Source organism: Luteimonas suaedae (genome assembly GCF_008312895.1).
Taxonomy (GTDB): Bacteria; Pseudomonadota; Gammaproteobacteria; order Xanthomonadales; family Xanthomonadaceae; genus Luteimonas; species Luteimonas suaedae.
Map to the genome: position 1 here is coordinate 151,936 of NZ_VSSP01000001.1, position 22,103 is coordinate 174,038.

At 69.9% G+C, this 22,103-nt stretch carries 24 protein-coding genes; 10 read left to right on the forward strand and 14 right to left on the reverse strand.

From position 1 onward, the window contains the following. Nucleotides 1-149 precede the first annotated feature (149 nt). The 5 genes from FXO19_RS00710 to FXO19_RS00730 all read right to left on the reverse strand — a co-directional run bounded on the left by FXO19_RS00710 (nt 150) and on the right by FXO19_RS00730 (nt 5,185). Nucleotides 150-1,481: an L-fuconate dehydratase gene (locus FXO19_RS00710; RefSeq protein WP_149193143.1), complete on the reverse strand. Its 1,332-nt coding sequence runs from the start codon at nt 1,479-1,481 to the stop codon at nt 150-152. Further along, nucleotides 1,474-2,319, reverse strand: coding sequence for a fumarylacetoacetate hydrolase family protein (locus FXO19_RS00715; RefSeq protein ID WP_149193144.1), 846 nt, complete (start codon nt 2,317-2,319; stop codon nt 1,474-1,476). The genes FXO19_RS00710 and FXO19_RS00715 overlap by 8 nt, the downstream gene beginning before the upstream one ends. Nucleotides 2,320-2,347: 28 nt before the next feature. Next, nucleotides 2,348-3,100 carry an SDR family oxidoreductase gene (locus tag FXO19_RS00720; protein ID WP_149193145.1) on the reverse strand — a complete coding sequence of 251 codons (753 nt, stop codon included), beginning with the start codon at nt 3,098-3,100 and terminating at the stop codon, nt 2,348-2,350. Nucleotides 3,101-3,269: 169 nt separating this feature from the next. Next, nucleotides 3,270-4,115 carry an amidohydrolase family protein gene (locus FXO19_RS00725; protein WP_149193146.1) on the reverse strand — a complete coding sequence of 282 codons (846 nt, stop codon included), beginning with the start codon at nt 4,113-4,115 and terminating at the stop codon, nt 3,270-3,272. After that, nucleotides 4,106-5,185, reverse strand: coding sequence for an aldo/keto reductase (locus FXO19_RS00730; RefSeq protein WP_149193147.1), 1,080 nt, complete (start codon nt 5,183-5,185; stop codon nt 4,106-4,108). The genes FXO19_RS00725 and FXO19_RS00730 overlap by 10 nt, the downstream gene beginning before the upstream one ends. Nucleotides 5,186-5,441: 256 nt before the next feature. Between FXO19_RS00730 and FXO19_RS00735 the strand changes: the two genes are divergently transcribed. After that, nucleotides 5,442-6,371: an aminotransferase class IV gene (locus tag FXO19_RS00735; RefSeq protein ID WP_149193148.1), complete on the forward strand. Its 930-nt coding sequence runs from the start codon at nt 5,442-5,444 to the stop codon at nt 6,369-6,371. A gap of 9 nt (nt 6,372-6,380) precedes the next feature. Continuing rightward, a complete protein-coding gene (locus tag FXO19_RS00740; RefSeq protein ID WP_149193149.1) occupies nt 6,381-7,112 on the forward strand; it encodes a sulfotransferase-like domain-containing protein in 732 nt (243 codons plus the stop codon). Between the two features lie 145 nt (nt 7,113-7,257). On the opposite strand, the gene FXO19_RS00745 is transcribed toward FXO19_RS00740, so the two are convergent. The 4 genes from FXO19_RS00745 to FXO19_RS00760 form a co-directional block, all read right to left on the reverse strand. After that, nucleotides 7,258-7,704: a DUF421 domain-containing protein gene (locus FXO19_RS00745; protein WP_149193150.1), complete on the reverse strand. Its 447-nt coding sequence runs from the start codon at nt 7,702-7,704 to the stop codon at nt 7,258-7,260. 13 nt (nt 7,705-7,717) lie between these two features. Continuing rightward, on the reverse strand, nt 7,718-8,227 hold the full coding sequence (locus tag FXO19_RS00750; protein ID WP_149193151.1) for a hypothetical protein: 510 nt from the start codon (nt 8,225-8,227) through the stop codon (nt 7,718-7,720). A gap of 271 nt (nt 8,228-8,498) precedes the next feature. Beyond that, nucleotides 8,499-9,401 (reverse strand): SDR family NAD(P)-dependent oxidoreductase, encoded by a 903-nt coding sequence (locus FXO19_RS00755; protein ID WP_149193152.1) that lies wholly within the window; start codon nt 9,399-9,401, stop codon nt 8,499-8,501. A 71-nt stretch (nt 9,402-9,472) separates the two neighbouring features. Then, entirely contained in the window at nt 9,473-9,766 is a 294-nt protein-coding gene (locus FXO19_RS00760) for a hypothetical protein (RefSeq protein WP_149193153.1), read from the reverse strand. A 211-nt stretch (nt 9,767-9,977) separates the two neighbouring features. Between FXO19_RS00760 and FXO19_RS00765 the strand changes: the two genes are divergently transcribed. The 3 genes from FXO19_RS00765 to FXO19_RS00775 all read left to right on the forward strand — a co-directional run bounded on the left by FXO19_RS00765 (nt 9,978) and on the right by FXO19_RS00775 (nt 12,108). Further along, nucleotides 9,978-10,325 carry a cupin domain-containing protein gene (locus FXO19_RS00765; RefSeq protein WP_149193154.1) on the forward strand — a complete coding sequence of 116 codons (348 nt, stop codon included), beginning with the start codon at nt 9,978-9,980 and terminating at the stop codon, nt 10,323-10,325. 122 nt (nt 10,326-10,447) lie between these two features. After that, nucleotides 10,448-11,152: an SOS response-associated peptidase gene (locus FXO19_RS00770; protein ID WP_149193155.1), complete on the forward strand. Its 705-nt coding sequence runs from the start codon at nt 10,448-10,450 to the stop codon at nt 11,150-11,152. Between the two features lie 200 nt (nt 11,153-11,352). Then, nucleotides 11,353-12,108, forward strand: coding sequence for an anthrone oxygenase family protein (locus FXO19_RS00775; protein WP_223115398.1), 756 nt, complete (start codon nt 11,353-11,355; stop codon nt 12,106-12,108). Nucleotides 12,109-12,168: 60 nt separating this feature from the next. On the opposite strand, the gene FXO19_RS19055 is transcribed toward FXO19_RS00775, so the two are convergent. Continuing rightward, nucleotides 12,169-12,321, reverse strand: coding sequence for a hypothetical protein (locus FXO19_RS19055; protein ID WP_187775568.1), 153 nt, complete (start codon nt 12,319-12,321; stop codon nt 12,169-12,171). Nucleotides 12,322-12,871: 550 nt separating this feature from the next. Between FXO19_RS19055 and FXO19_RS00780 the strand changes: the two genes are divergently transcribed. After that, on the forward strand, nt 12,872-13,729 hold the full coding sequence (locus FXO19_RS00780) for a PA4780 family RIO1-like protein kinase (protein WP_149193156.1): 858 nt from the start codon (nt 12,872-12,874) through the stop codon (nt 13,727-13,729). A 293-nt stretch (nt 13,730-14,022) separates the two neighbouring features. Here the strand turns inward: FXO19_RS00780 and FXO19_RS00790 are convergent, their stop codons facing one another. Both FXO19_RS00790 and proB read right to left on the reverse strand, forming a co-directional pair. Then, nucleotides 14,023-15,297 carry a glutamate-5-semialdehyde dehydrogenase gene (locus FXO19_RS00790; protein WP_149193157.1) on the reverse strand — a complete coding sequence of 425 codons (1,275 nt, stop codon included), beginning with the start codon at nt 15,295-15,297 and terminating at the stop codon, nt 14,023-14,025. Between the two features lie 20 nt (nt 15,298-15,317). Beyond that, complete coding sequence (proB, locus tag FXO19_RS00795; RefSeq protein WP_149193158.1) at nt 15,318-16,460, reverse strand: glutamate 5-kinase; 1,143 nt, start codon at nt 16,458-16,460, stop codon at nt 15,318-15,320. Nucleotides 16,461-16,867: 407 nt separating this feature from the next. Between proB and FXO19_RS00800 the strand changes: the two genes are divergently transcribed. Both FXO19_RS00800 and FXO19_RS00805 read left to right on the forward strand, forming a co-directional pair. Continuing rightward, nucleotides 16,868-17,755 carry an RluA family pseudouridine synthase gene (locus FXO19_RS00800; RefSeq protein ID WP_149193159.1) on the forward strand — a complete coding sequence of 296 codons (888 nt, stop codon included), beginning with the start codon at nt 16,868-16,870 and terminating at the stop codon, nt 17,753-17,755. 133 nt (nt 17,756-17,888) lie between these two features. Then, complete coding sequence (locus FXO19_RS00805; RefSeq protein ID WP_149193160.1) at nt 17,889-18,557, forward strand: nitroreductase family protein; 669 nt, start codon at nt 17,889-17,891, stop codon at nt 18,555-18,557. A 38-nt stretch (nt 18,558-18,595) separates the two neighbouring features. On the opposite strand, the gene FXO19_RS00810 is transcribed toward FXO19_RS00805, so the two are convergent. Next, the gene (locus FXO19_RS00810; RefSeq protein ID WP_255516197.1) at nt 18,596-20,428 is read right to left on the reverse strand and encodes a DUF7844 domain-containing protein; all 1,833 of its coding nucleotides are present in this window, start codon (nt 20,426-20,428) and stop codon (nt 18,596-18,598) included. Further along, complete coding sequence (locus tag FXO19_RS00815; protein WP_149193161.1) at nt 20,425-20,727, reverse strand: DUF2388 domain-containing protein; 303 nt, start codon at nt 20,725-20,727, stop codon at nt 20,425-20,427. Before FXO19_RS00815 ends, FXO19_RS00810 begins: the two co-directional genes overlap by 4 nt. 353 nt (nt 20,728-21,080) lie before the next feature. On the opposite strand from FXO19_RS00815, the gene FXO19_RS00820 reads away from it, so the two are divergent. Further along, nucleotides 21,081-21,761 carry a class I SAM-dependent methyltransferase gene (locus FXO19_RS00820; RefSeq protein ID WP_149193162.1) on the forward strand — a complete coding sequence of 227 codons (681 nt, stop codon included), beginning with the start codon at nt 21,081-21,083 and terminating at the stop codon, nt 21,759-21,761. Then, on the forward strand, nt 21,758-22,102 hold the full coding sequence (locus tag FXO19_RS00825; protein WP_425481418.1) for a YkgJ family cysteine cluster protein: 345 nt from the start codon (nt 21,758-21,760) through the stop codon (nt 22,100-22,102). The genes FXO19_RS00820 and FXO19_RS00825 overlap by 4 nt, the downstream gene beginning before the upstream one ends. The last annotated feature ends 1 nt before the right edge of the window (nt 22,103 follow it).

The following is a 22,103-nucleotide window of genomic DNA, read 5'->3' on the forward strand; positions in this document are numbered from 1 at the left end:
GTCCGCAGTTGCCGATACTCGTCTCGAAACGCGCTATTTGCCGCGGATTGACGCGGATGAACGCGGATGGAGCATCAGGAGGGACGAAACTCCGGTTTTCTCCAGTTTATCCGCGTGTATCCGTGGCGAATGGCCTTATGGGACGGGATCTACTCGCCGGAGGATACCGGCAATGCTTCCCGCTCCTCGCGCCACACCGGCCCGTCGGGGAACAGGTGCTCACGCACCGATTCTTCGTACATCTCCGCGGAGAACCCGGGCGACATGGGCGCGAGGTAGCGACCTTCGCGGATCCGCACCGGATCGACGAAGTGTTCGTGCAGGTGGTCGACGTACTCGATGGCGCGGTCGTCCATTCGCCCGCTGATCGCGATGAAGTCGGCCATCGCCAGGTGCTGCACCAGTTCGCACAGGCCGACGCCGCCGGCATGCGGGAACACGCGCACGCCGAACTTGGCCGCCAGCAGCAGGATCGCCAGGTTCTCGTTGACCCCGCCCACGCGCGCGGCGTCGATCTGGATCAGGTCGACCGCGCCGGCCTGCAGCAGCTGCTTGAACATCACCCGGTTGTGGGTGTGCTCGCCGGTCGACACCGGCACCGGCGCGATGCCGCGGCGGATCGCGGCGTGGCCGAGCACGTCGTCGGGGCTGGTCGGCTCCTCGATCCAGGCGAGATCGAACGACGCCAGCCGCCGCATCCAGGCGATCGCGTCGTCCACGTCCCAGCGCTGGTTGGCGTCCACCGCCAGCGCGATGCCGGGGCCGATCGCCTCGCGCGCGATGCGGCAGCGGCGCACGTCGTCCTCCACGCTCAGGCCGACCTTGATCTTGATCGTGCGGAAGCCGTCGGCCACCGCCTCGCGCGCCAGCCGCGCCAGCTTCTCGTCGGGATAGCCGAGCCAGCCCGGCGAAGTGGTGTAGGCGGGGTAGCCCTGTTCCAGCAGCAGCGCCGTGCGTGCCGCCCGGTCCGGTTCGGCCGCCCGCAACAGCGCCAGCGCCTCGTCCGGCGTCAGCGCATCGGTGAGGTAGCGGAAATCGATCAGGCCGACGATCTGCTCCGGCGTCATCTCCGCGATCAGCCGCCACACTGGCTTGCCGGCGCGGCGTGCGGCCAGGTCCCAGGCGGCGTTGATCACCGCGCCGATGGCCATGTGCATCACGCCCTTCTCGGGACCGAGCCAGCGCAGCTGCGAATCGTCGGCGAGGCTGCGGGCGAAGCCGCCGAGGTCGTTCACGACCACATCGACCTCGCGCCCGACCACCAGGTGCGACAACGCCTGCAACGCGGCCGTCTGCACGTCGTTGCCGCGGCCGATGGTGAACACCAGGCCGTGCCCGGCGAGGCCGGACGGATCGTCGGTGCGCAGCGTCACGTAGGCGGCGGAGTAGTCCGGATCCGGATTCATCGCGTCCGAGCCGTCGAGCTGGCGCGAGGTCGGGAAGCGCACGTCGAAGGTGTCGAGCGCGACGATCCTAGTCATGGGCGATCACTTCCTGGCGCTGCCGGCCCAGGCCCTCGATCTCCAGTTCCATCACGTCGCCGGGCTTCAGGTAGGTCGGCGGATTCAGGCCAAGGCCGACGCCGGGCGGCGTGCCGGTGCTGATGATGTCGCCCGGGTGCAGGCTCATGTAGCGGCTGATGTAGCTGACCAGCTGCGCCACGCCGAACACCATGGTGCGGGTGCTGCCGTCCTGGTACGGATGGCCGTTGACCCACAGCCGCAATGCCAGGTCCTGCGGGTCGGGCACCTCGTCGCGGGTGACCAGCCAGGGGCCGATCGGGCCGAAGCCGTCGCAGCTCTTGCCTTTGACCCACTGCCCGCCGTGCTCGAGCTGGAACGCGCGTTCGGAAAGGTCGTTGACCACCAGGTAGCCGGCCACGTGCTCCAGCGCGCGCTCCACCGGCACGTCGCGGGCGACGTCGCCGATCACGACGCCCAGCTCCACTTCCCAGTCGCTCTTCTCCGAACCGCGCGGGAGCGTCAGGCGGTCGTTCGGGCCGGTGATCGCGCTGGTGGCCTTCATGAACAAGATCGGCTGCTCCGGCACCGGCATGCCCGACTCGGCCGCGTGATCGGCGTAGTTCAAGCCGACGCAGATGAACTTGCCGACGCGGCCGACCGCGGGGCCGAGGCGCGGCGTGCCGTCCGCCTTCGGCAGCATGGCCGGGTCGAGCGCGCGCAGCCGCGCCAGGCCGTCGGCGGTCAGCGCCTCGCCGGCGATGTCGTCGACGAAGCCGTCGAGATCGCGGATGGCGCCGTCGGCATCGAGCAGGCCGGGCTTTTCGTGGCCGGGTTCTCCGTAACGCAGCAATTTCATGCAGGTGGTCCTGGGAATGTGGGGATGTTCAGTTCGACCAGCCGCCGTCGATCACGTGGATCTGGCCGGTGGTGAAGGAGGATTCGTCGGAAAGCAGGTACAGCACCAGCGCGGCGATCTCCTCCGGCGCGCCGAGGCGGCCCATCGGCTGGCGATCGACGAAGCGCTTCCACACCGCGTCCGGATCGCCGCCGAGCGCGGACACCCGCTGCGCCAGCGATGGCGTCTTCACCGTGCCCGGGCAGACCGCGTTGCAGCGGACGCCCCGGGCGACGTAGTCGGCGGCGATCGCCTTGCTCAGGCCGATCACCGCGGCCTTGGTGGTGCCGTAGGCGAAGCGGTCGGCCACGCCCTTGATGCTGGAGGCCACCGACGACATGTTGACGATGCTGCCGCCGCCACGTTCCAGCATGCCCGGCAGCACCGCGCGGCACAGCCGGTACATGGCGTCGACGTTGATCGCGAAGCTGCGCCGCCAGGCGTCCTCGTCGCAGCCGAGGATGCTGCCCTGGTGCACGTAGCCGGCGCAGTTGAACAGGCCGTCGAACGGCTCGCGCGCGGCGACCAGCGCCTCGATCGCCCGCGCATCGGTCACGTCCAGCCGCATGGGTTCGATCGCGCCGTCGCCCGCGTCCGCGGCCAGGCGCGCCAGCGCCGTCTCGTCGATGTCCGCCGCCAGCACGCGCGCGCCCTCGCGCGCGCAGGCGAGCGCGCCGGCGCGACCGATGCCGGCGCCCGCCGCGGTGATCAGGATGCGCTTGCCGGACAGGCGTCCGCTCATGTCGTGTCTCCGTTCGTGTCTTCTATGTCTGGAGCCCGTCTGAAAAGCATTTCTTTGCCGCGGATCGACGCGGATAAACGCGGATGAAGCATCGAACGGAGGGGGAAGATCCCGGTCTTGCTTCGATGCGTATCCGCGTTGTCCGCGTCGATCCGTGGCGAATGGCTTTTCATGAGGCGAATTCCAGTCCGTAAAGGGTGGCGGCGTTGCCGCCGAATACCCGTGCTTCGGCTTCCGGCGCATGCCGGCGGATCAGGTCGCGCGCCAGCGCCAGCCAGCCGCCGTAGTCGCCGCACAGATTCAGCACCGGCCAGTCGCTGCCCCACAGCACCCGCGTCGGGCCGAAGCAGGCCAGCATGTGCGCGGCGTAGCGGTCGAGCGTGCCGGCGCCGGCGCCTTCGCCGGCTTCGCTCAGCAGGCCGGACAGCTTGCAGTACGCGCCGGTGTCGCGCGCCAGCGCGGCGATGTCCCGCGCCCAGCCGTCGAAGCCGCCGCCGGCGATGTCGGGCTTGCCGGCATGGTCGATCACCGCGCGCAAGTCGGGGTGGCGCAGCAGCCGCGCATGCAGCGGAGCCAGATGTCGCGGTCGCACCAACGCGTCGAACGCCAGCCCATGCTTGGCCATCGCCGCGAACGCGGGGTCCAGGTCCGGCCGCGCCAGCCAGCCGGGGTCGGCGATGTCCTGCACCATCGGCCGCAGGCCGCGCAGGCGTCCTTCGCCGCGGGCGGCCAGTGCGGCGATCCGCCGCGGCGCGTCGGCGGCCTCGAAATCGCTCCAGCCGACCACGCCGGCGATGAAGGCGTGGTCGCGCGCCAGTCGCAGCAGGTACTCGGTCTCGGCCTCGGTGGGGGCGGCCTGCACCAGCACCGTGGCGCGCACGCCGTGGGCGGCGAGCAGGGGTTCCAGGTCGGCCGGTTGCCAGTCGCGGTACAGCGCACCGGCTTCCGGCGTCAGCCAGCCGTAGTCGCCGCGGTCGAGCCGCCAGAAGTGCTGGTGCGCGTCGATCAGGTGCATGCCGGGGTCGGCGCCTCCGCTGCCAGCAGGCCTGCCGCGCGCAGCCGCGGCCAAAGTGTCGACGGCACTTCGGCGTGCATGCGCGCAGCGGCGCTGCGCGCTTCCTCCGCGTTGCGCATGCCGGCCACGACCGTGGCCACCGCCGGGTGCGCCAGCGGAAACTGCAGCGCCGCCGCGCCGGTCTCCGCGCCCTCGCCGGCGCACAGGTCGTACAGGCGCTGCGCGCGCGCCAGCGTGTCCGGATCGACCGGACGGTAGTCGTAGGTGGCGCCGGGCCGGCGCGCGTCGCCGAGCAGGCCGGAGTTGTAGGGCCCGGCGGCCAGGATCGATACGCCGCGTTCGCCGGCAAGCGCCATCAGCCGCGCCGAACGCGCCTGTTCCAGCAGGGTGTAGCGGCCGGCCAGCATCACGCAGTCCAGCGGGAAGCGCGGTAGCACCTCGAGGCACACGTCCTCCTCGTTGACGCCCAGGCCGATCGCGCGACAGGCGCCGGACGCCTTCAGTTCCGCCATCGCCGGCAGCGCTTCCTCCAGCGCCTGCCGCAGCACTTCGGGATGGCGGTCGCCGTGGGTCAGGCGGCCGATGTCGTGCAGCAGCAGGATGTCGACGTAATCGGTGCGCAGGCGGCGCAGGCTGGCCTCGAACGCGCGCAGCACGCCGTCGCGACCGTAGTCGAACACCGCGCGCCGGCCGGCCACGGCGAAGCCGTCGCGGCCTTGCGCCGTAGCCTCGTCCTCGATCCGGCGTCCGGCCTTGGTGGAGATGACCAGCTCCGCGCGCACCTGTCCGGCCAGCGCGTCGCCCAGCCGCGCTTCGCCCAGGCCGTAGCCGTAGTAGGGCGCGGTATCGAAATAGCGGACGCCCGAAGCCAGCGCCGCCGCGACCGCGGCTTCCGCCTCGGCCGCGTCCACCGGCGCATACAGGTTGCCGATCGGTGCGCCGCCGAAGCCGAGCACGGTCGGTGCGACCGGGCCGCCGGCGACCCGGCGCCGGGGCAGGGCACTGCCGGGTGCCGCCGCCGGCACGGCCGAATCCGGGCCGTCGGGGGCCGGGCCAGCCGTCTTGTGCATGGTCGAACTCCGCGGGAACGTTTCGCTAGTAAAATCTACATCCATATTTAAGACAAACAAAGTTGCACTGCAACATCCAGGCGGCATGCCGGGCAGCCGGTCGCAGCTGAGACCCCGTTGCCGGGTCGGCGCCCGCGCGCGGCGAGCGTCCCCAAGAACGCGGGATCGCCGGCGATCGGGAACGAGCCGCTGCGCGCGTCAGACGGAAGGCAAGGAGCCGTTGGCTACCATGGCGTTCCCGCACAGGAGCCTCCGCATGACCCAGGGCAGCCAGCACTCGGCCGACGACCCGCGCAACGCCGACATCCGGATTTCCGTCAACGGCGTGCTGAAGCACCGCGACCAGGCAGTGGTGTCGGTGTTCGACAGCGGCTTCGTGCTGGGCGACGGCGTCTGGGAGGGGTTCCGCGTGGTCGGCGGCCACCCGGTCTTCCTCGAGTCGCACCTCGATCGCCTGTACGAGGGCGCCAAGGCGCTCGCGCTCGACATCGGGCTCGACCGCACCGGGCTCACGCGCGCCATCTACGACACCCTCGACGGCAACGGCATGCACGGCGACGGCGTGCACGTGCGGCTGATGGTCACCCGCGGCGTCAAGCGCACGCCGTACCAGGACCCGCGCGTCACCGCGGGCCCGGCGACGATCGTGATCATTCCCGAATACAAGACGCCGTCCGATGAGACCGCGCGGCGCGGCCTGTCCCTGTTCACCGTGCACGTGCGCCGCGGCCATCCGGACGTGCAGGACCCCAAGCTCAACTCGCACAGCAAGCTCAACTGCATCACCGCCTGCATCCAGGCCTATACCGCCGGCGCCGACGAAGCGCTGATGCTCGATCCGCATGGTTTCGTCGCCACCTGCAATTCCACCCATTTCTTCATCGTGCGCAAGGGCGAGGTGTGGACCTCGAACGGCCAGTACTGCCTCGGCGGCATCACCCGCGGCAACGTGATCGCGCTCTGCCGCGACGCCGGCATCCCGGTGCAGGAGAAGCCCTTCAGCCTCACTGACGTCTACGGCGCCGACGAAGCCTTCGTCACCGGCACATTCGCCGGCGTGGTGCCGGTGCACACCATCGACGGCCGCCGCATCCGCGACGAGCGCGGGCCGACCGTCGAACGCCTGCAGGCCCTGTACCGGGCGCTGGTGGCGCGCGATGCCGCCGGACGCCGCCGGCCGGAGTGAGAAAACAGGATGGTTGAGCCGCTGCGCATCGCCATGTGGTCGGGCCCGCGCAACATCTCCACCGCGATGATGCGCGCCTGGGAGAACCGCGCCGACTGCGCGGTCAGCGACGAGCCGCTCTATGCGCACTACCTGGCGCACACCGGGCTCGACCATCCTGCCCGCGACGCGGTGATCGCCGCCGGCGAAACCGATTGGCGCAAGGCCGTCGACGGGCTCCTCGGCCCGTCCCCGGCGCAGAAGCCGATCTGGTACCAGAAGCACATGACCCACCACCTGCTGCCGCACATCGAGCACGGCTGGATCGCACGGCTGCGCAACGTCCTGCTGATCCGCGATCCGTACGAGGTCGTGGCCTCGTACGTGAAATCACGTGCCGCGGTCGCCGCCGACGACATCGGGCTGCCGCAGCAGGCCGTGCTCTACGACGAATTGTGTGCGGTCGGCGAGGCGCCCCCGATCATCGATGCCGGAGACTTCCTGCGTGCTCCCGAGGCGCACCTGCGTGCGCTGTGTGGCTGGCTCGGCATCGAATTCAGCGCGCGCATGCTGCACTGGCCGCAGGGCCCGCGCGCCAGCGACGGGGTATGGGCGCCGCACTGGTACGCGAGGGTCCGGAAGTCCACCGGCTTCGCGGCGCCGGTGGCGCGCGAGATCGCGCTGTCCGGCGAGGCCGCCGCCGTCGCCGAGGCCTGCCGGCCGCATTACGCGCGTCTGCGCGCGCTGCGCATGCGCGTCTGACCGGCCCGGGGTTGCGATCCCGGCAACCTGTTCCTGTGGCGCGATGGGAGCCGCGACTGCTCTTGTTTCGCAGCGTCGCGAATTCCAGCGGCGGCAAGCCGCGATTCCCACGGGAACCGGTCGCATCCGGGCGCTGGCCGTGCGGTCAGGGTTTCTTCGGCACGATGGAAATCGCGCCGCTGCGCTCGACCACCGCGTACTTGACCTGCCGCATCTTTTCCAGCCCGTGCGCCGAGCGCGCGGCTTCCAGGACATCCTGCTCGTCCACCTGCGCCATCCGCATTCGCTTCGGCAGCGGTTCGCCGTCCTGGACGACGATCAGCGGAACGTCGTCGAGCCAGCGTGCGGCCGCCGGGACCTTCTCCTTCAACACCGCCATGCCCTGTTCGATCAGCACCAGCGTAGCGACCAGGATCAAGGCCGTGGTGACCGAGAAGTCGTCGCCGATCAGCCCCTGCGAGACCGATTCGCCGATGATCAGCAACAGCACCATGTCGAACCCGGTCATCTCGGCCAGGGCGCGCCTGCCGCTGATGCGGAACACGATCATCAGGAACAGATAGATGGCGGCGGCCCGCAGTACGATTTCCATGGTGTGCTCCGGCTCAGGGATAGACGAAGGTGGCGATCGGCAGCGGCGCTCGCCCGTCCAAGGTCACGGTGCCGGACAGCGAGCCCATGGCTTCCGGTCTGCCTTCCAGGGTGATGGCCCGGCGGTCGCCGGGGACGACGGCGAAGGTGAACACGATGCCGCCGTCCGTCGCTGCCATGCGCTCGGGTTCGGGCGTGATCCGCTCGATCGAAAAATGCCGTGCGTGGTCGCCTGCGATCGTGAGCGACAAGGTGTCGGCCGCGTCCGCCGGCGTCGGCGCTTCGATCTCGAGCCGTACCGGCCCCTGGTAGCGCGCAAAGCGGGGAAAGCGCACCTCCAGCCCGCCCGCCGCCGCTGTCGCCTGCGACACGGGGCCGCCGGCGCCGAACACGCCGGCCAGCGCCGCCAGCAGTCCGATCACCAACAGCACGATGCCGACCCTGCGGGCCAGCAGCAACCGGTGCTGGAAACGCAGGTGCTGATCGAGTTGCAGCGTATGGCCGCCATCACCGTCGTTGCTCATCGCATGACCTCGGCAAAGGACGATCCGACTATCTGTTCAGCCGCGTGGAGGCCGCGTATGCGCCACGGCCGGGTGCTGCGGACTTCCGGGGCTGCCGGGGACCACAGCAACCCACCTCATCAAGCTATATCCGCCACGGATTGACGCGGATGAGCGATCAGTGGGAATGGAAGCGGCTCCTCGCGTCCGCCCTGACAGCCCGATCCGCGTTCATCCGCGCCAACCCGCGGCTGAACACGCCTCGTGGGATGAGCTCCAATCCGGCCGGCCGTTAGCGTCGCGATCGTTGCGCTTCGGCCTCGAGTTGCGCCCGGATGTCGCCGTGGACGCCGGTGCCGATCGCCACGGGTGCGTGCAGGCTGCCCGGCGCATGCGCTGCCGGTTCTGCCGTTTCCATCTGCAGCTGGTGGGAGACGACGCCGGTCACGCGGTGCACGAGCCCGGGCGCGAGTCGTTCGCTCAGCACCGCCGCGGTTGCGGGGAGACCGACGGTGATCTCGTCGCGCGGCGCATCGACCGCGGCGACGATGGCATCGATCACCGCTTCGGCGTCGATGATGGGGAAGGGGTGCAGGGTATGGCCGGTGTAGTTGGCGGCGTGCTCATAGAACGGCGTATCGGCGGCCATCGGCAGGATCGTGCAGATGTGGATGCCTTCTTCGCCGTGGGCGCGCAGTTCCTGCCGCAGCGCATCCGAGAGCCCCAGCACGCCGTACTTGCTCGCACAGTACGACGCGTAGTACGGGGACGGGGTGCGGCCGAGCATCGAGGCGATGTTGATCAGCGTCCCGGACTGCAGCTGGCGGAAGTGTCGCAGGGCGACATGGCTACCGTTGACGACGCCACCGAGATTGGTCTGCAGCACGCGCTGATGGTCGCGCAGGGGGATGTCGTCGAAGCGGCCGAGGGCCGCGACCCCGGCGTTGTTGATCCACACGTCGATGCGGTTGAACTTCGCGATCGCGGCCTTGGCGAGTTTCTCGACGTCGTCGGGATTGCCGACCTCGGTGACGACGGCGATCGCATCGCCGCATGCTTCGGCCAACGCCTCGAGCGCTTGGCCGCGGCGCGCGGCGAGCACGAGGTTGAAGCCGTTGGCGGCCAGCCGCAGGGCAGTGCCGCGGCCAAAGCCGCTGGAAGCGCCGGTGATGACAACCGTCCTGGTGGGTTCCATGCCGACTCCGGTCGGAGTGTGGGAAGGACGAAGTGCGCGTCGATCGCGTCGTTCCCGCGCGATCGCGGGGCTCATTCGTCGCGGGGCGTGCCGGCCTCCGGGTCGATCGCGGCGTAGCGCGGATCTTCCGCATCATGCGCGTGCTCGAGCGCTCGGCGCACGGGGGCCGCCAACCGGTCGATGTCCAGCACGACCTTGCCGGAGTGGACGTCCTTGACGGCATCCAGCGGTACGGTGAAGTCGCCGGCGTTCTGGATGTTGATCAGCAGTTCCGAGGATTGCCTGCGCACCTCGCGCACCGCTGCGACGCCCATCTCGCCGTCGGCGACGAATACCATGGAGCCCGCTTCGATTCGTTCGTTCATGTCGGTTTCCGTGGGATGAGCCGCAATGTCTGGCGGCGCAGAGTGGGTGATGCGGACGCAATGATGGGCCACGTACCGTGGCGGCGTGGTGAACCCGGCTCCGCCAATACCGGTCGCAGGCGACCGTCTCGCCGTCTATCCGTTCACGTCGCCGTCTCCCGCGTTTAACGCCGGACGCGCGATCTTCCGGGGTGCAACGCCAGGAGTCGAAATGAAGCACGAGCGCTTCCGCTTCGACAGCGGGTTCCGGGTGGCCTTCGACGTACGCGGGGTGCAGGCGGCGGAGATGGTCGTCTCGCCCGGCGACAGCGAAGGCGGCCCGGACAATTGCCATCAGGGCGCGGACCAGTGGTTGTACGTGGTGTCCGGCACCGGGCTGGCGATCGTCGATGGCCTACATCAGCGGCTGGGGGCCGGCAGCCTGCTGGTGATCGAGCGCGGCGAGCGGCACGAGATCCGCAATACCGGCCGCGCGCCTCTCAAGACCCTGAACTTCTATGCGCCGCCGGCCTACGACGAGGACGGGGAGCCGTTGCCGGCGGGCCGCAAGCGCGGATAGCGTGATGGCAGCTTGCAGCGCAGGACACGCCGGCGCGGTGCGTGCATGCCGGCGGCAAGGGATGCCTGCTGGAGCGGGGTCGATGCGATCGCCCAGCGGGCGGCCATGCACGGCGCGCGCGCATGCGTAGATTCGTCCAGGCATTCGCGCTAGGCGGCTTGCCCGGCGAGTTGCCGCCGGATGTCGCGGCGACATTGGCCGGCATGCCGGAGCGCTACAACATCGCCGTGCGCAAGCCGGCCGCCGTGATCTTCGGCCGCGGCGACGGCCTGCGCGTGGAGGAGTTCGACTGGGGCCTGATCCCGCGCTGGGCGGCGTTGCCGGAGACGAAGTACACGACGGTCACCGCGCGGCTCGAGCGCGCGCCGAAGAGCCGCATCTTCCGCCGCCCTTGGGAAACCCGGCGCTGCGTGGTGCCGATGAACGGGTACTACAAGTGGGACCGTTCCGCGGCGCCGGCGCAGCCGTACTTCATCCAGGCGCGGGACGGCGCGGCGCTGTTCGCGGCCGGGCTGTGGGACCACCGGGAGAAGGACGAGCCGCAGGTCTATTCGTTCGCCGTGCTTACGCAGGCCAATGCCGCGATTCCGCCGCCGCTGGTGCCGGATGGTCCGGTGTTCCTGCCTGCGGCCGAGGTGGCCGAATGGATCGCGGGCCCGCGGCTGCCGACGCGTTTCCTCTCGCGAATGGCGCAACCCGCGCTGGAGGCCTACCCGGTATCGCGTGCGATTGCGCGCCGCGACGTCGACGACTACACGCTGCTCGAGCCCGTCGACCCGCTGGAGGATGCGATCGCGAACGTAGGTTTCGACGACGAAGAGGAATAGCCGCGACAGCACATTCGTAGGAGCGCCCCATGGGCGCGATACCGCGGGTGTCGGAATTGCGTGACGAAAGCCGACTCGAATGCCTTTGGACCAACCCGCCCAGGATGAAACGCCTGCAGCCGAATACCCGCGGTATCGCGCCTATGGGGCGCTCCTACGGGGGGCGTGCCGCACGCCACCAAATGCAGCACCCATATCCCGTGCTCGCCGACCTCGTCAGGACTGGTGGCGGCCAGCAGGGCCTGGATGCCCCCATGCCGGCCGGCCGCCGGCACCGCGTCCGGCTCGATCAGAATCGGCCACTGGTAGTCGCTCGTCCGGGATCTTCGGGCCGGTCCGGCGCCAATCATGGCCGGCTCGTGGGGCGGACAACGCACCGCTCCCGGATGGTTGACGCGACGGTAACGGTGCGTGCCCTAGCGTGCGTCGATCGCGGTGACCGGAGTGACTGCATGTGGATGGCGGGCGTGCAACTGCTGTGCCTGGTTCTGGTCGCGTGCGCCATGGCATTCGCCCTGGCGCACGCGGCCGAGTTGCCGGGAAAGCTGCGGCTGGACAAGACCGCCTATCTCGCGACGCAGCCGATCTACCATCCCGGTTTCACCATCGGTGGGGCCAGCGAGCCGCTGGCGATCCTGGCACTTGCCGTGCTGACATGGATGGTGCGGACCGACGGCGCCGATCGTCTGCTGGTGATCGCCAGCCTGGTGCTGGTGCTGGGCATGCAGATCGTCTATTGGCTCGCGGTTCATCCGATCAACAAGTTCTGGCTGGCCGATCGTTCGCTGCCGCCGGTCAGCGCCGGATTTTTCGGACTGGGAAAGGCACCCCGCGATTCCGGCGTGGATCGGTCATGGCGCGCGTTCCGTGATCGCTGGGAGTATGCCCACCTGGCACGCGCCAGCCTGGCGTTCGCCGCGTTCGTGCTGCTGTGCCTCCATGTCGTGAGGCCGTGACCCGGTCAAGACGGGTGGGAATCGTATGCGCGGACCCGGTGGAACGACGCGCCGGGGCGCTTATTCGCTGCCGGCGACCGGATTGCGGGTGCCATCGGCGGTGGACGGTTCCGCCTTTTTCGCTGCCTGCTTCTTGGCGCGTTTTTCTTCCTTCTGCTTCTGCTTGGCGATCTCGCGCTGTCGCTTTTCGAAGGAATAGTTGGGCTTGGCCATGGGCGTAATCTCCAGGGAGGGATGCCCCAGTGTAGCCAGCATCGCGAAAGAAGGTCGCGAAAGGCGGGGTTGCATCGAAGGCGATGCGCGTGTACGGGCCTTGCGCCGCGTCTTGCAGCGGGCAGCGGCGGCGCGCGCGGGCGCGGTATCCGCGACATTCGAGCTCGGGCACCCATCGCTGCCGTGCCCCCTTCGGCGTGATAGCCAGGATCGCCCCGACTGGCGTCAGGTCGGGCACCATGCGCGGATCCCGACCCGGATCCGTGGTCTCGAGTCCCGCTTCGCCGCTCCAGGAATGCCGGACCGCCCCGTCGCGGCGCGTGGACACGCCAAGCGCCGCGTCATCGCCACCGTCCTCGCTCACTGCGCGGTGGGCAGTCGCGACAGGGGGCCGCGGCCGTCGATCGCCCGCGTGCTGCAACTGGCGCCTGCAAGGTCGTTCAGAAACGCGCCGGTGTCTTCGACAGGGGGGCGGTTCAGGCATCTGGTCGCTCCGATACCGGTTTCCGACGACAATGGCCGCCCTTTCCACGCCGGCGTACCGTACTAGATGAAGATCCCCCACGGCCTGCAGCCGATGATCGACGATGGTCTGATCGACGAGGTGCTGCGGCCGCTCAAGAGCGGCAAGGAAGCGTCGGTGTACGTGGTGCGCTGCGGTGACGAGGTGCGCTGCGCCAAGGTCTACAAGGACATGGCGCAACGCAGCTTCCAGGCGCGCGCGCAGTACCAGGAAGGCCGCAAGGTGCGCGGCAGCCGCCAGGCGCGGGCGATGGCGAAGGCGAGCAAGTTCGGCAGGCGCGAGCAGGAGACCGCGTGGAAGAACACCGAGGCCGAGGTGTTGTACCAGCTGGCCGATGCCGGCGTGCGCGTGCCGCAGCCGCACGGCTTCTTCCATGGCGTGCTGATGATGGACCTGGTTACCGATGCCGACGGCCACAGCGCCCCGCGGCTGGTCGAAGCCGACCTGACCGCGGACCAGGCGCGCGCGTTCCACGCGACGCTGATCGGCGACGTAGTACGCATGCTGTGCCTGGGCCTGATCCACGGCGACCTGTCCGAGTACAACGTGCTGGTGGCGCCGGACGGGCCGGTGATCATCGATTTCCCGCAGACGGTCAGCGCCGCCGGCAACAATGCCGCGCGCGAGATGCTGCTGCGCGACGTCCACAACCTGCGCGAAAGCCTGGGGCGCTATGCCCCGGAGCTGCACGACACGTACTACGGCGAGGAGATGTGGGCGCTGTTCGAGCAGGGCGAGCTGCGCCCGGACGCCGCGCTGACCGGCACCTTCGTGTTCGACGAGCACACCGCCGATACCCGCGCGGTGCTGTTCTCGATCGAGGACGCGCGGCAGGAGGCGATCATCCGCCAGCAGGGCCGCGAAGAGGCCGCCGAAAACGATTGACGGCGGCGCTAGAGCAGTTTCCTGTTGGGGGTTTACACATGTCGTAGGACGCCCCCTCTCCCGCTTGTGGGGCGAGACCACGCGGCTTGCGCGCCATTGGCGCGCGCGTGGTAGAGCGCCCGCTCCGCTGGAGCGGGCAGGGGCGCGGAGCGGGGTTGGGGTGAGGGCGCTCTTAGCGAGAGATCAAAAGCGCCCTCATCCGCCCCCCGACTAGAGCACTCGGGGGCAGGCTCTTCGGGCACCTTCTCCCGCAAGCGGGAGAAGGGATCTGTCAAGACTTGCACCAAACCGCTCTAGCCGTTGTCGACGATCGATTCCGGATGCCGCACCTGGCCCTCGCCGCGCACCACGTAGCGCTCGATCGTCAGCGATTCCAATCCCATCGGGCCGTAGGCGTGCAGGCGGGTGGTGGAGATGCCGATCTCGGCGCCCAGGCCGAGGCTGCCGCCGTCGTTGAAGCGCGAGGAGGCGTTGACCATCACCGCCGAGCTGCGGATCTCGCGCACGAAGCGGTCGGCTGCCGCCGGGTCTGCGCTGGCGATCACCTCGGTGTGGTCGGAACCATGGCGCTGGATGTGGGCGATGGCGGCGTCGATCGAATCGACCACCCGCACCGCCAGGATCGGCGACAGGAATTCGGCGGCGTAGTCCTCCTCGGTCGCCGGCGCGGCGTCCGGGAACAGCGCGCGGGTGCGGTCGCAGCCGCGGATCTCGGCGCCGCGCGCCTTCAGCTGCGACAGCGCATCGGGCAGCCAGGCGTCGGCGATCCCGGCGTGGACCAGCAGCGTCTCCAGCGCGTTACAGACGCCCGGCCGCGACAGTTTGCCGTCGATCGCCAGCTGCAGCGCCAATGCCGGATCGGCGGCGCTGTCCACGTACAGGTGGCAGACGCCCTTGTAGTGCTTGATCACCGGCACCCGTGCGTTCTCGGCGACGAAGCGGATCAGCCGTTCGCCGCCGCGCGGGATCGCCAGGTCGATCAGGTCGCTGAGCTGCAGCAGCTCCAGCACGTGCTCGCGCGCGGTGTCCTCGACCAGGGCGACGGCCTCGGCCGGCAGGCCGTGCGCGCGCAGCGCGCGGTGCAGGCAGGCGGCGATCGCGATGTTGCTGTCGCGCGCCTCCGACCCGCCGCGCAGCAGCACCGCGTTGCCGGCGCGCAGGCACAGCGCGGCGGCGTCGGCGGTCACGTTCGGACGCGCCTCGTAGATCATCGCGATCAGGCCCAGCGGAATGCGGACCTTTTCGATCAGCAGGCCGTTGGCATGCACTTCGCTGCGGGTGACCTGGCCGACCGGGTCGGGCAGGGCGGCGATCTCGCGGATCGCGGCGACGATGGCGTCGACGCGGCCGCCGTCCAGCTGCAGGCGATCGAGCATCGCGCCGGTGGTGCCGGCGGCGTGCGCGCGTTCCATGTCGGCGGCATTGGCCGCCAGGATGTCGTCGCGGCCGTCGGCCACGGCGTCGGCCATCGACACCAGCAGCGCCGCGCGCTGCGCGGACTGGAGGCCGGCGATGGCCAGGGCCGCGGCGCGGGCGCGCTCGGCCAGGTTGCGGACGTATCCGGTCATTGATCTGTCTCCATCAGGCATCAGTGCAGCGCCACGGCGGCGCCCAGCAGGACCATGTCCTCGCGGCGGATCACCGAGTGGCCATTATGGAACCCCAGCACGGATTCGATCTCGCGGCTGTGGCGGCCGGCGATGCGCTGCAGGTCGGCCGACTGGTACTGCACCAGGCCGCGGGCGAGGCGCTTGTGGCCCTGGGCGCAGGTCACGTCGACCATCGCCGAGCAGTTGAAGTCGCCTTCCACCGAAACCACGCCGCCGGGCAGCAGCGAGGCGCCGCGCTCGACCAGCGCCTCGGCGGCGCCGTCGTCGATCCGGACCAAGCCACCGCTGGGCGGGGTGTGCCGCAGCCACATCTTGCGCGCGACCAGGCGGTCGCCGTGGGGCGGGATGAAGGTGCCGCGCAGGCGGTCGTGGGTCAGTGCCGAGATCGCGACCTCGTCGTGGCCGCAGAACAGCGCGGTACCGATGTCCGCGGCGGCGGCCTTGCCCGCCGCCTCCAGCTTGGTGGACATGCCGCCGGTGCCGAGCGAGCCGGCGCCGCCCTGCGCCATGCGCATGATCCCGGGAGTGATCTCCTTGACCCGGGGCACCGGACGCGCATCGGGATCGCGCGTGGGGTGGCCGGTGTACAGGCCGCCGGTATCGGTGGCGATCAGCAGCATGTCGGCGTCGACCAGGGTCGCGACCACGGCGGCGAGGTTGTCGTTGTCGCCGAGCTTGAGCTCGTCGACGGCGACGGTGTCGTTCTCGTTGACGATCGGCAGCGCGCCGATCCGCAGCAGTTCCCGCAGCGTCGCCTGGGCATTGAGATAGCGGCGACGGTTGCGCAGGTCGTCGTGGCTCAGCAGCACCTGTGCCACCGGCTGCTCGACCAGGCCCTGCCACAGCGACAGCATCGGCGTCTGCCCCAGCGCGGCCAGTGCCTGCCGCTGGACCAGTCCGTTGCGTTTGCCCGCCATCAGGCCGCGGCCGGCGGCAACCGCGCCCGAAGAGACCAGCAGCACTTCGCGCCCCTGGTCGCGAAAGCGGGAAACCAGGCCGGCCAGCGCGGCCGCGTTGCGCTTGCCGAGTCGGCCCTTGCCGTCCGTCAGCAGGCTGCTGCCGACCTTGAGTACCGCACGCCGCCACGTAGGCAACGGTTGTTCCGGGAATGGAAATGTCATCGTCTGCGAGGTTCTCCGAGGGAATAGGGATGGAGCGCCGCACGACATGCGTCCCCGGGCCGGCTTGGATGCAGCCGGGCGGTGGACAGGCGATCGAGGATCAGCAGCGCTGTCGGCTCACGAAGAGCCCGATACAAGAACCCGGACATCGGAACGTTGCAGGCAACGCCGGAAAACCAGGTTCAATGGCTGCACACCTTAACATCGATGACGTTCGAACCCAAACCGACATGGCGCATCGCGAATGGTGTGAGCGGTCCGCAATGCCCGCATGCCGGATTCCGCACGCCCTTTTCGAACATCAGCTGATCGAAGGCATGCGACGCCGAGGAGATGCACGCCGATCATGTCGCGTCGTCGTCAGCATGCCGCCCGTATCCGGATTCCGCTTCGTCATACTGCACGCGATGTCATCGACCCCTCCCGCCATTGCCGGCGTCCGCGCCAGCCGCCTGCAGCTGCCGCCCGGCCCGTGGGCGACCGTGCTCGACGGGTTGTGTGCGCGCTTTCCGGCGATCTCGCGCGACTGCTGGCGCGAGCGCTTCGTGCGCGGCCGCGTGCTCGATGCGGGCGGCGCGCCGCTCGCGCCCGACGCGCCGTACCGCGTGGGTGCCGAGATCCACTACTACCGCGAAGTGCGCGACGAGCCACGCATCCCGTTCGAGGAAACCGTGCTGCACGTCGACGCGCACCTGGTCGTTGCCGACAAGCCGCATTTCCTGCCGGTGGTGCCGGCCGGCGGCTTCGTCGAGGAGACGTTGCTCGCGCGCCTGATCCGCCGCCTCGGCAATCCCGACCTGGTGCCGCTGCACCGCATCGATCGCGCCACAGCGGGCCTGGTGCTGTTCTCGGCCGATCCGGCCACGCGGACCCGCTACCAGGCGCTGTTCCGCGAACGCGCCATCCGCAAGCACTACGAAGCGCTCGCACCGCCCCTGCCGCAGCTGGCGTTCCCGCACGTGCGCCGCAGCCGCCTGCGACGCGGTGAGCCTTTCTTTCGCATGCATGAGGTCGAAGGCGAGCCCGACAGCGAGAGCCACGTCGACGTGATCGAGCGCGGCGCGCGGTACTGGCGTTACGCGCTGGAGCCGGTGACCGGCCGCAAGCACCAGCTGCGCGTGCACATGGCCGCGTTGGGTGCGCCGATCGTCAACGATCCGCTGTATCCGGTACTGCGCGAACCGTTGCTGGATGACTTCGCCCGGCCATTGCAGCTGCTGGCCAGGTCGCTGACGTTCACGGATCCGCTGGACGGACGCATGCGGCGCTTCGAGAGCCGATTTACGCTGGCCTGACACGCTGGCCTGACACGCTGGCCTGAGGCGACGCCCGGTGCACGATACCGACTCACGACTGCTTCGCGGTCCTGTCGATTCTCGCTGTGCAAGGTAGTACAACAGCACCGACAGACGCCGACGTCGTGACGATATGACCGAGCCCGAGACCATTCCCATGCCGCCGCTGCCGGCGCTCACCGACCAGGCGCGCATCGAACGTGCCGCCGCCTTCGCAGACGAACTGGCGCGGAGGCGAACCGTGCGCGACTACGCGCCCACGCCGGTGCCGCGCGCACTGATCGAACACTGCCTGCGTGCGGCCGGTACCGCGCCCAGCGGCGCCAATCAGCAGCCGTGGCGGTTCGTGGCGGTGCAGGACACGGCGCTGAAGCGCCGCATCCGCGAAGGGGCCGAGGCCGAGGAGCGCGAGTTCTACGGTCATCGCGCGCCGCCGGAATGGCTGCAGGCGCTGGCGCCGCTGGGCACGCACGCGCAGAAGCCGTTTCTCGAAACCGCGCCCTGGCTGATCGGAGTGTTCTACGAGCGCTTCGGTGTCGACGACGCCGGCGGGCGGCACAAGCGCTACTACCCGCACGAGTCCGTCGGCATCGCCACCGGCATGCTGATCGCCGCCCTGCATCACGCCGGGCTGGCGACGCTCACCCACACGCCCAGTCCGATGGGCTTCCTCAACGAGGTCCTCGGCCGCCCGCGCAACGAGATGCCGTACCTGTTGCTGGTGGTGGGGCACCCGGCGCCGGACTGTCGCGTGCCCGACCTGCAGCGCCTGCCGCTGGAGGACATCGCCACGTTCGTCTAGGGCGTGTCATCAATTGGCCGACATCCTGCCATCCTCCTCTAAAGCTGCAGGCCGCCCTGTTCCCGATGCAGTTCGCGCTGCCGCGCGGCCAGCAGGTCGACGTTGGCTTCGGTGGCTTCCAGCGCCGCTTCGCTTTGCGGCGGCAGCCAGCGACGCGCCTCGGCGCGCAGGCGCTCGCCCTGCTGCCGCCATTGCGCGGCATGGCGTTCGCCCAGCCGCGCCAGCGCATCGCGCTCTTCCTGCTGCGGCAGGCCGTAGCCGGTCTCCGGCAGCAGCGTCGCCGGGCGGCTGAGGAGCGCCTGCAGGCCCAGGAAATCCTGCACCGCCGCGAGCGCATCGGGATCCTGCGCAGCGCCGCCGAGCAGGCGCCGCTTGAGTTCGTCGCGCGCCAGCAGTTCCTGTCGCCGCAGCGCCGCCTGTTCCAGCAGCAGCAGCGCGGCGCTCGCGCGCAGGTCGCCGCGCCGCAGCACCGGCGTGCGCCCGGCCGGCGCCAGGTCCAGCCAGTCCTGCACCCGTGCCTGCGGCAGGTCGAGCGCCTGCCGCGCGACCTCGAACATCGCCTGGTAGCGCGCGCTCAGCGGTTCGAAGTAGTAGCCCAAGCGACGCGCCTCATCGCGATCCTCGAGCACGCCGGTCTCGGCGATGCCGGCGCGCCGCAGCCGGCGCAGCAGCGCCGTCGGGGTGATGCTCGCCAGGCGTTCGCCGGCCAGCCGCGGCACGCCGTCGTGCAGCAGCTTGAAAGTCTCCACCGCACAGTTGTTGCCGAGAAAGTAGTAGCGGCCGTCGTAGCTCCAGTGCAGGCGCGCGGCGCGTTCCAGCAGCGCGGCGATCTCGGCATCCTGCAGCCGCAGCGGGATCGACTGCAGGCCGCGCAGTTCCACCTTGGTGTATTCGTCGATCACCTGGGCCAGCGGCAGTACGAACAGGCGCGACGGGTACGATCCGGTCAGGCCGCGCCAGCTGGAGACCTGCACGTCGTCGACGAAGGCGCGGAACGACAGCACGCGGTGATGGTCGAGGTCCAGGCGGCAGTCGGGCCCGCGCGGGCGGTCCGGCGCGCAGATCACCAGCCGCAGCATGCTGTGGCCCCAGCGGCTCATGAGGCGCTCGTTGCCCTCGGCGAGCAGGTAGTCCACCGCGTAGACGCGTGCAGGATCGATCTGCAGCAGCGGCTGCGGCGCATCGCCGTCGACCTGCAGGTAGACCAGGTCCGGCGCGCACTCGGCCTGCGGCGGCGACGTGCCGAAATGCGCGGCGAAATACCGGTACAGCGCCGGTCGCCGGCAGCCGTAGTCCGGATCCAGCAGGAAATGCTCCAGGTTCACCGCCACGAATTCGGCCGGGCTGGTCAGCTCGTAGCGGTCCGGGCTGCGGTCGCTGAAGGCGTTGTGCCCGACGCGCAGCCCCAGTCGCAGCGGGCTGACCTGCCAGCCGGCCAGGTCCAGCAGGCGCGGATCGTGCGACAGCCCGCCGTGCGGGCTGCGGTCGTAGAAGTGCGCCAGTTCGTGGAGCACGGCGGCCTGCGCCGCACGGGTGGCCGGATCGTCGCTGCCAGCATCGGCCGGCCGCGCCATCCAGCGGTCCAGCAGGGCGCGATCGAGCAGCATACGCCGGCCTATGGCGCGGCCGTGTACCTGCGCCGGCAGGTCGTCGCGCCATTCGACGACGACGCGGTGGTCGAGCGCGGCCGCCCAGGCCGGCGGCAGGCGCTCGATCGTGGTGTCCAGGAGCTGCCGCGTGGCTGCGGCCTGCACGGGGTGCAGTGCCCCATCCTCGATCTGGAGCGACAAGGCCTGCGCCGGAGCGGTGCCGGCGAGCAGGCACAGCACCGGCCACCACGGCGACCAGGGTCGCCGCAGCCGGCGGATCACAACGCCAGGATCGCCTGTGCCAGCTGCATGTCGCTGGCCTGGCGTACGTCAGGCCGCCGCTCGCGCAACTGGCGCAGCGCCGCTTCCAGCTGCGCGCCACGGATCCGCCCGTCGCTGGCGACGAAGCTGGCGGCATCGTCGCGCGCCTGCAGCACCACCTTGTCGTCGCCGGAGGTGCTGTCGGACGAGGCCGACGAGCCGGCGGAGGAGGCGCCCGCCGAAGTGCCGGCAAAGCTGCCGGCCAGCGCCGGCGCGGAGGAGAGCGCCAGCAGGGCGCAGATCAGGGTCGGTCGCAGCATCTGGGTTCCGTGGAAGGGACAGGAAAGCGCCGCCCGGCGGGCGGCCCGGCAAGACTACCCGCATGCACGCAGCGCCGGCTGAATCGACGCCATTCGGCTGCCCCGGAGGGGGTTTGCGTCCCCAGGGAGCGCGCGCGGCGGCCGGCACAGTGTCGCATCGGAACGATTGCGGCGCGGTTCCTGAAGGGAACCCCATGGGGCGTGGAAAAAACCGGGTGAAATCCGCCACTTGGGCGTAAGATGCAGGGTCTGCACGTGGTTCTGCGCGTTTCGAACGGCTGCTCCTGTCGCCGTTTTCGCTCCCTGCCTCGCGCCAACGTCCCGTTGCGGGACCCGGCCTCTCGGGAGCTTCCGTGCCTGGTTACGACACCCACATCCGTACGCTCGACATCGGCGGTCGCGATTATCGCATCCGTTCGCTGGTCGACGTGCAGCAGTTCGCGGATCCGGACCAGCTGGCGGAGCGCGCCGGCATTTCCTCGGCGCAGTGGAGCCTGTTCGGCCATGTCTGGCCCGCGGGCCGGCTGCTCGCCGAAACCATGGCCACGTTCGACGTCGCCGGCAAGCGCATCCTCGAGATCGGCTGCGGCATCGGGTTGGCCAGCCTGGTCCTGCGGCAGCGCGGGGCGGACGTCGTCGCCAGCGACCATCATCCGCTGGCCGAGGTGTTCCTGGCCTACAACGCCGCGCTCAACGGCATGCCCGCGGTGCCGTACCGGACCCTGCGCTGGGATGTGGAGAACGCGTCGCTCGGCCGCTTCGACCTGGTCATCGGCAGCGACGTGCTGTACGAGCGCGGCCACGCCGTGGCGCTGTCGGCATTGCTGCTGCGGCATGCGCAGCCGGCGGCCGAGGTGATGATCATCGACCCCGGCCGCGGCAACAACGGCCCGTTCACGCGGGCGTTGCAGGCGCAGGGCTACGTGCTGCACGAGCAGCGCAGCCCGATGAACGAGGGCGAGCTGCCGCCGTTCCGCGGGCGCCTGCTGCACTATCGCCGCGATGCGGCGGCCAGCGCGGGATTGCTGCAGTGAAGACCGAAGTCGATCTGCGCGACACGGACGACGAGGGCATCGATGCCAGCGTGTCCTGCGGGCGTTGCGACGCGATCTGTTGCCGGCTTACCGTGGTGCTGATGCCCGAGGACGCCGTGCCCGCCCATCTCACCGACCACACCGAGCGCGGACTGCACGTGATGGCGCGCGACGAGGAGGGCTGGTGCGTCGCCGTCGATCCGCTGCGCATGTGCTGCTCGATCTACGACCAGCGCCCGTCGGTGTGCCGGAAATTCGCGATGGGCAGCCCCTACTGCCGCCACATTCGCGAGACCCACCACGACCAACTGCGGCGCGGCATTCCGCTGACCATGTACTGAC

Excerpts from the sequence above, each read along its gene's own strand:
- FXO19_RS00710 (WP_149193143.1), bottom strand. The coding sequence starts at position 1,481 with ATGACTAGGATCGTCGCGCTCGACACCTTCGACGTGCGCTTCCCGACC.
- FXO19_RS00715 (WP_149193144.1), bottom strand. The coding sequence starts at position 2,319 with ATGAAATTGCTGCGTTACGGAGAACCCGGCCACGAAAAGCCCGGCCTG.
- FXO19_RS00720 (WP_149193145.1), bottom strand. The coding sequence starts at position 3,100 with ATGAGCGGACGCCTGTCCGGCAAGCGCATCCTGATCACCGCGGCGGGC.
- FXO19_RS00725 (WP_149193146.1), bottom strand. The coding sequence starts at position 4,115 with ATGCACCTGATCGACGCGCACCAGCACTTCTGGCGGCTCGACCGCGGC.
- FXO19_RS00730 (WP_149193147.1), bottom strand. The coding sequence starts at position 5,185 with ATGCACAAGACGGCTGGCCCGGCCCCCGACGGCCCGGATTCGGCCGTG.
- FXO19_RS00735 (WP_149193148.1), top strand. The coding sequence starts at position 5,442 with ATGACCCAGGGCAGCCAGCACTCGGCCGACGACCCGCGCAACGCCGAC.
- FXO19_RS00740 (WP_149193149.1), top strand. The coding sequence starts at position 6,381 with ATGGTTGAGCCGCTGCGCATCGCCATGTGGTCGGGCCCGCGCAACATC.
- FXO19_RS00745 (WP_149193150.1), bottom strand. The coding sequence starts at position 7,704 with ATGGAAATCGTACTGCGGGCCGCCGCCATCTATCTGTTCCTGATGATC.
- FXO19_RS00750 (WP_149193151.1), bottom strand. The coding sequence starts at position 8,227 with ATGAGCAACGACGGTGATGGCGGCCATACGCTGCAACTCGATCAGCAC.
- FXO19_RS00755 (WP_149193152.1), bottom strand. The coding sequence starts at position 9,401 with ATGGAACCCACCAGGACGGTTGTCATCACCGGCGCTTCCAGCGGCTTT.
- FXO19_RS00760 (WP_149193153.1), bottom strand. The coding sequence starts at position 9,766 with ATGAACGAACGAATCGAAGCGGGCTCCATGGTATTCGTCGCCGACGGC.
- FXO19_RS00765 (WP_149193154.1), top strand. The coding sequence starts at position 9,978 with ATGAAGCACGAGCGCTTCCGCTTCGACAGCGGGTTCCGGGTGGCCTTC.
- FXO19_RS00770 (WP_149193155.1), top strand. The coding sequence starts at position 10,448 with ATGCGTAGATTCGTCCAGGCATTCGCGCTAGGCGGCTTGCCCGGCGAG.
- FXO19_RS19055 (WP_187775568.1), bottom strand. The coding sequence starts at position 12,321 with ATGGCCAAGCCCAACTATTCCTTCGAAAAGCGACAGCGCGAGATCGCC.
- FXO19_RS00780 (WP_149193156.1), top strand. The coding sequence starts at position 12,872 with ATGAAGATCCCCCACGGCCTGCAGCCGATGATCGACGATGGTCTGATC.
- FXO19_RS00790 (WP_149193157.1), bottom strand. The coding sequence starts at position 15,297 with ATGACCGGATACGTCCGCAACCTGGCCGAGCGCGCCCGCGCCGCGGCC.
- proB (WP_149193158.1), bottom strand. The coding sequence starts at position 16,460 with ATGACATTTCCATTCCCGGAACAACCGTTGCCTACGTGGCGGCGTGCG.
- FXO19_RS00800 (WP_149193159.1), top strand. The coding sequence starts at position 16,868 with ATGTCATCGACCCCTCCCGCCATTGCCGGCGTCCGCGCCAGCCGCCTG.
- FXO19_RS00805 (WP_149193160.1), top strand. The coding sequence starts at position 17,889 with ATGACCGAGCCCGAGACCATTCCCATGCCGCCGCTGCCGGCGCTCACC.
- FXO19_RS00815 (WP_149193161.1), bottom strand. The coding sequence starts at position 20,727 with ATGCTGCGACCGACCCTGATCTGCGCCCTGCTGGCGCTCTCCTCCGCG.